The organism is Acinetobacter sp. ABJ-A23_2 (assembly GCF_044538765.1).
Lineage (GTDB): Bacteria > Pseudomonadota > Gammaproteobacteria > Pseudomonadales > Moraxellaceae > Acinetobacter > Acinetobacter nosocomialis_A.
The window spans coordinates 34,282-47,889 of sequence record NZ_JBIUCP010000007.1 but is presented as its reverse complement, the minus strand read 5'-3'; the positions used below and the strand labels follow the sequence as shown (position 1 = coordinate 47,889).

General features: G+C 40.4%; 10 protein-coding genes. 4 read left to right on the top strand and 6 right to left on the bottom strand.

What is annotated here, in order from left to right; translation table 11 throughout:
• Positions 1 to 29: 29 nt before the first annotated feature.
• Positions 30 to 1,064 (top strand): ACR3 family arsenite efflux transporter, encoded by a 1,035-nt coding sequence (gene arsB, locus ACH63V_RS04165; RefSeq protein ID WP_272299504.1) that lies wholly within the window; start codon positions 30 to 32, stop codon positions 1,062 to 1,064.
• A gap of 89 nt (positions 1,065 to 1,153) precedes the next feature.
• Here the strand turns inward: arsB and ACH63V_RS04160 are convergent, their stop codons facing one another.
• Positions 1,154 to 2,056: a LysR substrate-binding domain-containing protein gene (locus tag ACH63V_RS04160; RefSeq protein WP_396462828.1), complete on the bottom strand. Its 903-nt coding sequence runs from the start codon at positions 2,054 to 2,056 to the stop codon at positions 1,154 to 1,156.
• Positions 2,057 to 2,157: 101 nt separating this feature from the next.
• Here ACH63V_RS04160 and ACH63V_RS04155 point away from each other — a divergent pair, with 101 nt between their 5' ends.
• The 3 genes from ACH63V_RS04155 (at position 2,158) to ahpF (ending at position 4,979) form a co-directional block, all read left to right on the top strand.
• A complete protein-coding gene (locus ACH63V_RS04155) occupies positions 2,158 to 2,718 on the top strand; it encodes a chromate transporter (protein WP_396462827.1) in 561 nt (186 codons plus the stop codon).
• Positions 2,718 to 3,239 carry a chromate transporter gene (locus tag ACH63V_RS04150; RefSeq protein ID WP_396462826.1) on the top strand — a complete coding sequence of 174 codons (522 nt, stop codon included), beginning with the start codon at positions 2,718 to 2,720 and terminating at the stop codon, positions 3,237 to 3,239. The genes ACH63V_RS04155 and ACH63V_RS04150 overlap by 1 nt, the downstream gene beginning before the upstream one ends.
• Positions 3,240 to 3,413: 174 nt before the next feature.
• Positions 3,414 to 4,979, top strand: a complete 1,566-nt coding sequence (ahpF, locus tag ACH63V_RS04145) for an alkyl hydroperoxide reductase subunit F (protein ID WP_396462825.1) — start codon at positions 3,414 to 3,416, stop codon at positions 4,977 to 4,979.
• Between the two features lie 53 nt (positions 4,980 to 5,032).
• Here the strand turns inward: ahpF and ACH63V_RS04140 are convergent, their stop codons facing one another.
• The 5 genes from ACH63V_RS04140 to dnaE all read right to left on the bottom strand — a co-directional run bounded on the left by ACH63V_RS04140 (position 5,033) and on the right by dnaE (position 13,426).
• On the bottom strand, positions 5,033 to 7,039 hold the full coding sequence (locus ACH63V_RS04140; protein ID WP_396462824.1) for an esterase/lipase family protein: 2,007 nt from the start codon (positions 7,037 to 7,039) through the stop codon (positions 5,033 to 5,035).
• Between the two features lie 117 nt (positions 7,040 to 7,156).
• Positions 7,157 to 8,098 carry an ABUW_2363 family tetratricopeptide repeat lipoprotein gene (locus ACH63V_RS04135; protein ID WP_263613517.1) on the bottom strand — a complete coding sequence of 314 codons (942 nt, stop codon included), beginning with the start codon at positions 8,096 to 8,098 and terminating at the stop codon, positions 7,157 to 7,159.
• A 105-nt stretch (positions 8,099 to 8,203) separates the two neighbouring features.
• Positions 8,204 to 9,019 (bottom strand): serine O-acetyltransferase, encoded by an 816-nt coding sequence (gene cysE / locus ACH63V_RS04130; RefSeq protein WP_311071465.1) that lies wholly within the window; start codon positions 9,017 to 9,019, stop codon positions 8,204 to 8,206.
• Between the two features lie 4 nt (positions 9,020 to 9,023).
• A complete protein-coding gene (locus tag ACH63V_RS04125) occupies positions 9,024 to 9,851 on the bottom strand; it encodes an RNA methyltransferase (protein WP_396462823.1) in 828 nt (275 codons plus the stop codon).
• Between the two features lie 14 nt (positions 9,852 to 9,865).
• Positions 9,866 to 13,426, bottom strand: coding sequence for a DNA polymerase III subunit alpha (dnaE, locus tag ACH63V_RS04120; RefSeq protein ID WP_311087800.1), 3,561 nt, complete (start codon positions 13,424 to 13,426; stop codon positions 9,866 to 9,868).
• Positions 13,427 to 13,608: the final 182 nt, after the last annotated feature.

The window sequence follows — 13,608 nt, the reverse complement described above, 5'->3', positions numbered from 1 at the left end:
ACGCAACTAATTTCTTCTTCGAGTAGAACATGACCAAACAAGGGCTTTCCTTTTTAGATCGAAACCTGACGCTATGGATTTTTATTGCGATGGCTTTAGGTTTAGCTATTGGAATTTTCTTTCCTCAGGTATCTGTGTCTTTAAATGAATTAAGTGTAGATAACGTTAATATTCCAATTGCAATCGGCCTAATTTTGATGATGTATCCACCTTTAGCAAAGGTTGATTATGCTACGTTACCAGAAGTATTTAAAGATAAGAAAACCTTAACTTTATCGTTGGTACAGAACTGGATTATTGCTCCAGTTTTAATGTTCGTACTTGCGATAGTTTTCTTGCATAGTTATCCGGAATACATGACAGGCCTGATTTTGATTGGTTTGGCACGTTGTATCGCAATGGTTTTGGTTTGGAATGGTCTTGCTTGTGGTGATAACCAATACGTTGCAGCTTTGGTTGCCTTTAACAGTATTTTCCAAATTTTGTTCTTTAGTACCTACGCATGGCTTTTCTTAACTTTCTTACCTCCGTATTTTGGTGTAGCAGGGCAAGTCATTGATGTGAATTTTTGGACCATCACACACGCGGTTTTGGTGTACTTAGGTATTCCATTCTTAATGGGGTTCTTGACGCGTTTGATTTTAGTCAAGTCGAAAGGGTTGGAATGGTATCAAACTAAATTTTTACCAAAAATCAGCCCAATTAGTTTAATTGCTTTACTTTTTACCATCGTGGCGATGTTTAGCCTAAAAGGTGGCGATGTGGTGAGCTTACCTTTAGATGTATTACGTATTGCGATTCCACTGACGATTTACTTTGTGGTGATGTTCTTTATTAGCTTCTTTATGAGTAAACGTATGGGGAATAATTACCCGCGTACAGCGGCAATTTCATTTACGGCGGCAGGTAACAATTTTGAGTTAGCTTTAGCGGTTGCCATTGCAACATTTGGTTTGGCATCACCTGTAGCATTTACCACAGTGATTGGGCCATTGGTTGAAGTACCAGTGTTGATCTCACTGGTTTCGGTTTCGCTTTGGCTGAAGAAAAAGTATTACTCTTGAAAACGTAGCAAAATTTAAACTATTTTTTGCTAAAAATGACTTTAAAAAAGTGCCTTTATATAGGCACTTTTTATTGCCAGTTTTTCCGTTCAAATCATTGTGGGCAAAAGTTTTTGCAATAGTTCAATAAAGTTTGAAACTTTGGCAGAACCCTCATTTTCTCGTGTAATCAAGTAAAGAGGCGCATTTAGTTTCATTGAATCATCAAACTCGCGATATACAATTTCATGTTCCCAAAAATTATGCATTGAGGCCGGCACAATCGTTATACCAATTCCAGCAGCGACTAAATTTAATGTAGCGGTAGGTCGAGGCGCTTCTTGAATAATGCGTGGACTAAAGCCTGCTTGGTAGCAACTATATAAAATATTGTCATATAAACCTTGTCCTGAAGAACGACGGTATAAAACAAAATTTTCATTTGATAAGTCATTTGAACTAATTTTTTCTTTTTGTGTAAGTGGATGGCCCATAGGCAATGCCACCATCATTGGCTCATCTAATATATGAAGATGTTTTAACCCGATATCACGACTGATCGGTGCTCTCAAAAAAGCAATATCAAGTTTCTCGGAGATTAATCGATCTAATTGTTTTTGGCTGCCTGCTTCTTCAAGTTTGGTTTGTACCTTTGGATATATTTCTCGATATGAGCGCAATACTAGTGAAATAAGCGGATGCAAACCTGCGGAACTTGTAAAACCAATATTGAGTTGTCCAGTTTTACCTTGGCTAACATCTTGGACTAATTTTGGAATATGGCGCGCATGTTCTAATAAAAGTTGTGCTTCTTTAAATAAAGCTAAACCCGCTTCTGTGGGTTCAATTCCTCGAGGCTGGCGAATAAGTAATTGTGTACCAAGTTCTTCTTCGAGTTTTTTAAGTAAACGCGTTAGAGGCGGCTGTTGAATAAACAATCGGTTTGCGGCATGCGTAATATTCCTTTCTTCAATTACCACAACAAAGGCATGAAGCTTATGTAAATCGAGCATAGGAATACCTTTATGGTATGGTTAATGAAAATAAAAGCATTTGTAGATATATCACAAAAGTATCATTCTATCTTGGTCAGATAAAGTGAAAAGTAACGAAAATGAACCATGTTGAGATTGCCGTGCAGAAGGAGACAGTACCGACTTGCACAGAGTTATTTTTAGGTTTTTTAACATTAGGTTTAATTGGATTTGGCGGTGTGCTGCCATTAGCCCGTAAAGTTATTGTAGAGCAGAGACAGTGGTTAAGCCCTGAAAAATTCACTGAGTTACTGGGTCTGTGTCAATTTTTACCGGGTGGCAATATTATTAATTTATCTGTTGCCATTGGCATGGAGTTTCGCGGTGTTCGTGGGGCAGTGAGCTCGCTCATTGGTCTGATCCTTGCACCTACTGTTATTGTTGTACTTTTACATTATGTCTATGAGCAGTTCCAAGACAACCTTATGGTTAAGCATCTTTTTGAAGGGCTGGGAGCAGCAGCAGCAGGGCTTCTGGTAGCAACTGGCTTAAAAATGTTGAAACCATTATTACGTAACCCAGTAGCGATGTGTGTTGTCGTGGCTGCAATTATCAGTATTGCTTTTCTAAAAATCTCTTTACTAGTGACGATGCTGATTTTATTGGCACTTTACTCAGCTATCATTTGGAGACGTGTGTAATGGGCGCAGTTTTACTTACTTTAGCGATCATTTTTACTCAGTTGTCTCTTATCGCATTTGGTGGTGGCAATACAATTTTGCCTGAAATGCAACGCCAAGTCGTTGATATTCATCATTGGATGACGGCACAAGAATTCAGTGCATTGTTCGCCATGGCTCAAGCTGCCCCTGGTCCGAACATGATGATTGTGCCGTTGGTAGGGTGGCATGTAGCAGGGCTGTCGGGTCTACTTGTGGCCTCTACCGCTAAATTTTTACCTTCATCTCTTATTACTGTGTTTGTAATGAGAGGTTGGTCTAAGTTCAAAGACAAAAAATGGCGCCGTGTTTTACAGCTTGCTTTACAACCTGTCACTGTGGGAACTGTGCTTGCCAGTGCATGGATTATTTCTGAGGCAGCTGCAATAAATACTTTACTTATTATTATGGTCGTCATTGCAACTTTATTATCTTTAATTAAAAAGGTTCACCCTTTGCATGTCCTGATTGCTGGGGCGGTATTTGGTGTGGCCTTACTCTAGTTTAACCAGTTTGCCGACCTGCACTGGGATAAGTTCAGGTTGGCTTTTTTTGAATGAAAAGAATAAAATCTAAAAAACCGATCAAATATATAAAAACATACTGTTTTACCTATTCTGTGTTTTAACGTACTATGCATCTATTGAAAGAATTTGGATGCATTGGAGTAAAAACAGATGTTAGATCAAAACATTAAAACTCAATTAAAAGCTTACTTAGAACGTTTAGAAAGTCCAATCGAATTAGTTGCTGCTTTAGATGAATCAGATAAAGCTGCTCAAATTAAAGAACTAGTGGCTGAAATCGCTGAGCTTTCTGACAAGGTGACTGCCCGTTTTGATGGTAACAATACACGTCGTCCAAGCTTTGGTGTGGCTAAGGCAGGTGAACAACCTCGTGTGTTCTTTGCTGGCTTACCTATGGGTCATGAGTTTACGTCTTTGATCTTGGCACTGTTACAGGTGTCTGGTTATGCACCGAAGGTTTCTGATGAAGTGCTGAACCAGATTAAAGGTTTAAACCTTAAAGCCAATTTTGATGTATTCGTATCACTTAGCTGTCATAACTGTCCGGACGTGGTACAGGCGCTGAATCTGATCGCGATTTACAACCCGAACACCACAGCAACCATGATTGATGGTTCATTCTTCCAAGACGAAGTGGAACAACGCAAAATCATGGCCGTACCAATGGTGTTCCAAGACAACGAGCACATTGGTCAAGGTCGTATGACCCTTGAAGAGATTGTGGCAAAACTTGACACCAACTCAGCTGAAAAAGATGCAGCAGCACTCAATGCTAAAGATGCCTTTGATGTATTGGTGATTGGTGGTGGACCTGCGGGTGCAACAGCAGCAATTTATGCAGCACGTAAAGGTATTAACACGGGTATCGTAGCTGAACGCTTTGGTGGTCAGGTGATGGATACTATGGACATTGAAAACTTCACTTCAGTGCAAAAGACTCAAGGTCCTAAGTTTGCTGCCGAAATGGAAGCACATGTTCGTGAATACGATGTCGATATCATGAATCTGCAACGTGTCAGCAAAATCACAGGTGCAAACCAAACTGAAAATGGTCTGGTTGCGGTAGAACTTGAAAACGGTGCCAAACTTGAATCGAAAACCGTGATCCTTTCAACAGGTGCACGTTGGAGAGAAATGAATGTACCGGGTGAGCAAGAATATCGTACCCGTGGCGTTGCGTACTGCCCACACTGTGATGGCCCATTATTCAAAGGCAAACGTGTTGCCGTGATTGGTGGTGGTAACTCAGGTGTTGAAGCTGCAATTGACCTTGCAGGAATTGTTGAGCATGTAACTTTGGTTGAGTTTGATACAAAACTTCGTGCTGACCAAGTGTTGCAAAACAAACTGCATAGCTTGCCAAACACAACTGTGATTATGAATGCCTTAAGTACAGAAGTGTTAGGTGATGGTTCACAAGTGACTGGTCTTAAATATAAAGACCGTGCGACTGATGAAGAGCATGTGGTCGAGCTTGCAGCGATCTTTGTACAGATTGGTTTACTGCCAAATACTGACTTTTTAAAAGACAGTGAAGTTGAGTTAACCAACCGCGGTGAGATCATTGTGAATGACCGCAACGAAACCAATGTTCAAGGTGTATTTGCTGCGGGTGACTGTACTACTGTACCGTACAAGCAAATCATTATTGCTACAGGTGAAGGTGCTAAAGCATCCCTTTCTGCGTTTGATTACATCATTCGTTCTGGGCAGTAAAATCTAGTCTAAAACAAAAGAGCCAAAGGATATCCTTTGGCTCTTTTTATTTTTTATGGTTTATATAAACCGTGTTCGACTAAATGCTCTCGTAAAATACGACGTAGCTCTAATACCGCTTGTGGTGTGAGCTGAATTGAATGACCACCCGGAAGAACTTTCTCAGATTTTGCGCCTTCTAGGTGAGCGCTCTTATAGGGAACAATACCATCAGTAATCACATTTGGATCATCACTTTTGGTAATGTTACCCATAATAGAGTGGAAGACTAACCCTTGGTGCGGATTAATATTTTCTGTAAGTTCCATAAATTTAGATTGATGGCTTAAGTCACTTGGTCCATTTTGAATTAGACCATTATCAATGTTATTCAAGAAATCTTTAACATCTAAATTTTCAGTGGTGAGTGAAGTGGCAACAGCCGATAAAAATGCACCCGGTAAACGAATAATTTTACGTGCAGCTAACGTAAACCAACGATCTGCATAATCTGTACCTCTGTGAGGCGATGCCAAGAAAATTGCACGATCAAAGTTAGCAATTGAATGCATTTGCAATCGCTCAGTTACCATAGGATGTTTCTTGAAACGGTTCTGTTGACGTACAGTCATCAGTTTTAAGGCAGGTTTGGTAATATCACCATCACTGACCAGTAAACGGCTAATAATACCGCCCATACTATGACCTACAAGAACAGCATCATGTGCAGCAGGGTCACTTGGGTTTAGCGAACCAAACGCTTGTTTAAGCAGTGCATAAATTTGGAAGCGACTTTCCAAAATTGGCATGTTGGTCGAGTAGAAAACTTGCCAAACCTGATAGTTATCTCTTAAAACAGTATCGCCCATAACATCGTTGGTGAGAGCAATCCATGCCTCGGGGCTACTTGCCAAACCATGTACCAACACAATAATTTTTTTGTTGGGATTATAAGGTTCAAGCATATAGAGGTGCGGCATAGTTAAATGCTGATCACGATCAATCAGGCTTAAATAAGCCGCTACACCTAAGTTATTTTCAGCTAGCCATAAACCATAAGGTGCAGAGAAGTTCGCAGCTAGCGGATATTGCTTGCCTGCTACATTAATATTGTCGGTGCGATAAGGGTCATAAACTCGAATTACAAATTCTGGGTTATTTAGAATGTCTTGAACAGTTTTAGCATTTTTAGGCTCAGCCACAATCGTTGCTGCTAAATAACGGGCATGGTGAATATTAGGATTCACACCATTTTTATAACTGTAATTGAGTGGATCTAAAATATATTCATTAATGTCTTCTTTTCCTGAACTCGGAAAAACAGCCACAAATTCAGAACCGAAACCATCACGACGGTTGATTGTTCTTAAACCAGAGAAATTTAAGTTATAGCTCGAAATTAATTTCTCTAACTTTTGGCCAGTTAATTGTCTATGAAACTCAAAGTCTATTGAATAAACACTCTTACCAATATGGATTTGTGGCTCTACCACATTTTTTTTCGGGTATCTTAAATCATAAACACTCACCATTTTGGCAATGGCTTGATTATAAAAGTCGCGTATTTGAACTTGTCTGTTATCAAAAATACGGTCGGTCGGCTGACGTTTTGTTGAGAACAAATAGGCATAACTATAACGGATGCTCTTGTCGAGTAAGTTCAATTGCTGGTCTAAGCAATCGTCATATTTATTCTGAATCGCTTTTTGTTCATCAGCCGCTTTGTGTTTAGTGAATCGACTAATTTTACACTCGGAAGAATCTGATAAAGCCATCGCTTTTGCCAGATACATTTCGCTCGCAGCAGATAAAAGCTGTTCGTCTAAAATTTGGGGAAGACTTTTAAGCTGATTAACACAGGTGTCAGGGGAGTCTGTACAGGTTTTGGCCTCTTGTCCTGACATAGACAAAACGTTAAGACTTGCTTCACTCAGTTTATCTTGGGTAAGAATACTATTACGTTCATTTGCAATAGTAACGTTGAGAGCTTGTTGCTTAACATTGACCACCTGACATCCGCTCAGAATTGAACCGAGGAGTATGACCGTGAAGAGCGCTGAGTTTCTTTTTCTAACAAACATTATGGTCAAATATGTGGATCAGTAATATGCTGATCATACAAATTTTAAAGTATTTTTCAATTGATCAAATATAAAAAAAGGGCTGTCAAATCAGCCCTTTTTAATAAGCTTACATTCTTACTTCTTTGCAGGTGCAGTTGGGGTAGCTGGTGCCATAGCAGGGTTTGTTAATACTTGCCATACATTCCAACGACCTTGTTTTTCAATTTCTTGAATTAAACGATCTGCAACTTCAGCTTCGTCAGGGTATTTAACCTTGTAATTTTTCAAAGTCTGAATCGCATTTTTCTTTTGTTCCATTGCAATATAGTTATTTGCAGCGGCTAAATATGCTTCTTGAACATTGCCTTTAATGGCTTTGTCTAAGTATGGAATAGCTTCACGTTGACCACCACCTTCAGACAAACCAAAACCAAACCAGAAATTCGCTTCTGCATCGTCTGGGTTAATTTTTAAAAGTCTTTGAGCATATTCTAAAGATCTAGTTGTATGCGCAGTACCTAAATCAAGGTTACGGGCAAGTACGCTTGCTTTAAAAGCACGAATAAGAATATCAAATGACGCATTTGGATTAGCAGCTAATGTATCTAAGCGCTGAGTGACTTCTTTAAGTTTGCTTTCAAAACCTTTACGTTCTTGACGGTCAGTAAAGCGAGGCGGGTAGTGACGAGCTTTACCTTCAACAAGTTGTAAGAAGTCATCAATTTCAGTCACATCAATTTCATTATCGCCCGCTAAAACTGCGTATTTCATTGAACGTTGTGAATTATTGATAGTAGGTACAATTAATTTATTTGTATCTAATGTAAGTGATTTAGTTGGATCGTCCTGACGAGTTACCACCATTTTAGTTACAGGCTGTGCTGCAGCTTCTTTTAAAGCGACTTCAAACGCAGGTGGAGCATCATAATTAAATGGATTTAACGCATAAAATGGAGGAGTAAGCTCTGGTTCCTTGAAAACAAAAGGTTCAATTTTTTGTTCTTTTACAGGTGCCATTGTACACGCTGTTAAACTAGAAGTTGCAAGGATTAAATACGCCAATGGCTTAAAATTCATAGGATCTTCCGTTCATTTTAGTAAAGTCAGATTTGGTACAGCTAAGTCTAGGAAAAGCTAAACCCACTTGCAAGGGTAAGCGTGTTACATTATGAATCAAGAATATTACGTTTTTGATGTCTTGTTTTGTGCACCGCATTCACGACGAACTTCTTCAAGAATTTTTAGCTCTTCATCACTAAAAGGCTGTTCATCTTGGCTTTCTTTTTTGAAAGTTGGGTCAAGTTCAGATAAGCGTTGGCACAAACTATTCATACGTGTTTCATTATGTTGAATACGGTCAAGTAAAACTCGCATTCCTTCTAAAATTGGGTCAGATTGATCAGCAGTAGTCGCATACGGAGCAAAACCAATACTCTGTGCATAATCACGGCGACGTTCTTCATCTTTATCTTTAGTTTTGTCGGCATCTTTATAAATATAGCGAGCAGGGTTTCCAACTGCTGTTACACCAGCAGGAACCGCTTTTGTCACCACAGCATTTGAACCAACTTTAGCACCTTTACCTACTGTAAATGGGCCTAAGATTTTTGCACCAGCTCCTACAACCACACCATCTTCTAGCGTTGGATGGCGTTTGCCAGTTTTCCATGTGGTACCACCTAAGGTAACACCATGATAAAGCGTTACATCGTCACCAATTTCAGCGGTTTCACCAATCACAACACCCATACCATGATCGATAAAGAAGCGTTTACCAATTTTGGCACCAGGATGGATTTCAATACCCGTTGCAAAACGGCTAAATGATGAAACAAAGCGGGCAGTCCCTTTGCAATCTTTTTTCCAAAGCTCATGTGCAAGTCTGTGCAAGAGCAAGGCATGAATACCAGGATAAGTGGTGAGTACTTCAAATGTATTTCGTGCAGCAGGATCTCGCGCGAATACAGCCTGTATATCTTCTTTAAGCTGTTTAAGCATTGGATTAATCCTCCTTGTCCGATGATGCTTTTTTCCATTTGCCGCTGGTCAGAGCTTGAACTCGACTAAAAATACCGCGAAGTAAATGATATTCCATACGATCTAATTGTATACGACCAAATAAACGACGCAAGCGTAAAGGTAATAAACGTGGATTTTCTGGATCTAAAAATTCAATTTCGGTCAGCATTTTTTCCAAATGAGGATAAAACTCTTCCATTTGTTGCTGAGTGACTAAAGGCTCATCCCATTGCATGCTTTGACCTTGGGCAAGTGGCATTTGTCCATCATCAGAAACAGACCCTTTTTGCTCTAATACCGACATACGAAGTTCGTAACATACGACTTGAATTGCTTGAGCAACGTTAAGTACACCATAGTCCGAGTTTACAGGAATAGTAAGGTGATAGTTTGCTAAAGCTAATTCTTCGTTGGTTAAGCCCCGGTCTTCACGTCCGAAAACGATCGCAATCTGTTGACCTTGTGAAGCTGCCTTAATTGCTTCTTTGGAAGCAGGGCGCACATCGAGCAAAGGCCATGGAATAGTACGGCTACGCGCACTCGTTCCAAAAACTAAATGGCAATCTTTAATCGCGTCTTCGAGTGTTTCAACAATTTCAACTTGTTCTAATAAATCTTGTGCACCAGCAGCAAGCGCCTGAATATCTGGATGTGGATAGGTCTTTGGTGAAACCAGAACCAATTTACTCAAGCCCATTGTTTTCATTGCGCGTAAAGCACTGCCAATATTAGCAGGCAAAGTGGTATTGACCATCACAATACGCACTTGTGCTAATTGTTTTGACACGGCGGTGTCGTCAAACAAACTCATAAGATTTCCAGAAATTACGAATATTGAGAAACTTCGCTTTGGTATGAATCCAACGCATCATCAATAGTCATGTCCACAGGAGGTGAGGCAACAGGTTGTGGACGAACAGGTTCTGCTGCTTTAGCTGCCTTAGATTTTACCTGATATTCAATATGAATATTATCTTTACCAAAGTAATCTCTCAGTTTGGCAAGAAGTTCATCTAAAGGAGCGACTTTCCATTGCGGACCAAGCTGAAGTTCAGCTTGAGCATATGGTTGGTCAATCTGTAGTTGTATTGCAATATGCTGATGCATATCGACGTTACAATAAGGCAATAATATATTTTGTAGATCTTTAGCCAAACTTGGTTGCATTAAATCATGGGTTAATTTGATTTGAATACTGTTGGCACGTTTTTGTCTGATTTCATTTAAGTTAAATGCTTTGTTTAATCGCCCCATCGGACGATCAAAGCCTTCACGCTCATAAATTTCGCCTTCAAAGACGACTACACGTTCAACTTGAATGATATCTTTAAAGCGTTGGAAGCGCTCATGGTTACAGCTGACTTCAATACGTGCTGTTCCATCGTCAAGTACGATAACAACACGGTTTGGGAAGTTGGCTACATCAAGAACAAGACCTGCATAAACAGTCGTTACGCCACGTCGAGTTGCTGTAATTTCATTAAGTTTTGCAGGAATAAAGGCTTTGAGTTCTTGACGGTAAACATCAATAGGGTGACCTGTTAAATACAAACCAAGAGTGTCTTTTTCACCCTTAAGACGAACTTCATCGCTCCACGGCTTAACTGGCTTAGCGGGTTTACGTTGAACTTCTTCAACTTCACCAAATAAGTCCATAATGCCGCTTTCACGGTTACTGCGGGCTTGTTCAGCAGCTTGTACGGCTTCTGGCAATTGAGCCATTAAACTAGAACGTTCAATACCTAAACAGTCTAACGCACCAGCACGGATAAGTGCCTCTAAAGTTCGTTTATTGATTTTCTTCAAATCAATACGGTGGCAGAAGTCGAATAGGTCGGTATAAGGACCTTGTTGACGACGTGAGTCAATAACAGACTGCATTGCCTGTTCACCAACACCTTTAATTGCACCTAAACCATAAACAATGGTTTTATCATCACTGGCATGGAAATGATAAGTCGACATGTTAACCGATGGAGGTAAGACCTCGAGTCCGTTATTTCGACAGTCATCAATCAAAAATACGACACTGTCAGTATTCTGCATTTCCGATGACATTACCGCTGCCATAAATTCGGCAGGATAATGAGCTTTTAACCATGCCGTATGGTATGCAACAAGGGCATAAGCAGCTGCGTGAGATTTGTTGAAACCATAGCCTGCGAACTTTTCCATATAGTCGAAGATATGGTTGGCTGTGCTTTCGTCAATGCCTTTTTGTCCAGCACCTTCCAGGAAGATTTGGCGTTGTTTCACCATTTCTTCAGGTTTCTTTTTACCCATTGCACGGCGAAGTAAGTCAGCGCCGCCGAGCGTATAACCCGCACAAATCTGTGCAGTTTGCATTACCTGTTCTTGGTAAACCATAATCCCGTAGGTTGGCTCTAATACGCCTTCAAGCAAAGGATGAAGATATTCAAAATCTCCACCATGCATACGGTGAATAAAGTCAGGAATTAGGTCCATCGGGCCCGGACGATACAAAGACACGAACGCAATAATTTCTTCGAATTTACTTGGACGTGCTTCTTTCAGCATTCGTTTCATACCGACGGATTCAAACTGGAATACCGCGGTTGTATTTGCATCGGCAAAGACAGAATAAGCTTTAGGATCGTCAAGAGGGACGTGAGAAATGTTTAATGGGTCATTGCCACGATTTTTATTAATATTTTGAATCGCGTCTTCAATAACCGTTAAGTTACGTAAGCCCAAAAAGTCGAATTTTACGAGACCTGCAGCTTCTACGTCATCTTTATCGTATTGAGCTACACGGTTAGTACCGTCGGCGTCACAAAGTACCGCAGAGAAATCGGTAATTTTACCGGGTGCAATAACAACACCACCGGCATGTTTACCAGTATTTCGGGTAATACCCTCTAACTTTAATGCCATTTCCCAAATTTCGCTGGCATCATCATTATCTGGGTTTGAAGGGTTAGTTACGATATCTTTAAGCTGAGGTTCCATCTCAATCGCAGTTGCCAAATCTACACCGAGTGGTTTGGTTGGAACCATTTTTGAAATACGGTCAGCTAGACCATAAGATTTACCTAAAACACGGGCAACGTCACGAATTGCACCTTTTGCAGCCATGGTACCGAACGTAGCAATCTGGGAAACCGCTTCACGGCCATAAGTACGTGATACATAGTCAATAACACGGTCACGACCTGCGATACAGAAATCGACGTCAAAGTCGGGCATCGATACACGTTCTGGGTTTAAGAAACGTTCGAAGAGTAGGTCATAACGAAGTGGGTCAAGGTCGGTAATTTTTAAGCTATATGCAACCAATGAACCAGCACCAGAACCACGGCCTGGTCCTACAGGGACGCCATTATTTTTTGCCCATTGAATGAAGTCCATGACGATAAGGAAGTAGCCGGGGAATCCCATTTTAAGAATGATTCCGACTTCATAATCAATTCGCTCATCATATGGCTTACGAATTTCTGGCCAGTCTTCACCACGTTTTTCAACTGGGTAAAGATAGTTTAAACGCTCTTCCAAACCTTCTTTTGATAAGTGCTCAAAATAGCTGTCGATGGTAAAACCATCAGGAATTGGGTACTCAGGTAAGAAGTAAGTGCCGAGTTTTAAGCTGACATTACAGCGTTTAGCAATATGATAGGTGTTTTCAATAGCACTCGGGATGTCTGAAAACAGCTCGATCATTTCATCTGAGGTTTTGAAATGCTGTTCCGGGCTATATAAACGTGGACGTCGGTCATCTGCTAAAACATAACCATCAGCAATACATACACGGGCTTCATGTGCTTCGAAGTCTTCTTTTTCAACAAAGTGCACATCGTTATGTGCAACTACGCCAATTTTGTATTTAGCTGCAAGTTTGGCAGCTTCTTGAATAAAGTCTTCTTCGCCCGGACGATCAGTACGTGTTAAAGCAAGATAAACACGATCACCAAACTTCTCGATCCACTCTTCGAGTAAAGGTTCAGCTTTTTGTGGGTTAGATGAGCAAAGCATTTGCCCAACATCGCTGTGCTGACCTAGTAAAACAATAATATCTTGGTGTTGTTCTAGAACCCATTCTTTTTGTACGCAAGGGATACTGAGTTGCTGACCTTCAATGAAGCCACGCGAAACAATTTCAGTCATACCTTTCCATCCAACCTCACTCATTGCAAGTAACGTTGCACGATGCTGGGCATCGTTAAGACGGATGGTGCTACCTAAAATAGGTTTAATACCTTTTTTTAGACAAGAGTTATAAAACTTTACAGCAGCATGCAGGTTGGATAAGTCGGTAAGTGCCAGCGCAGGCATTTCATCCTTTACAGCAGCCTTGACCAAGTCGGGTATGCGAACAATCGACTCTGTAATCGAAAATTCTGTGTAAATACCGAGATGAACAAACTGCATAAACCAATCCTTAATGCGACCGAAGCATAGTTTAACACGCAAAGTTCAAACGAAATGCTTAATATTTTGGCAACTGTTATGGATTTTAGTATTTAAACAGAATGTTGAGAACACGAAAGTGGAGGATTGACCAAAGATGGTGCGTATTTTCAAGGAGAGAATTAAGGAGAAAAGAACCAGCC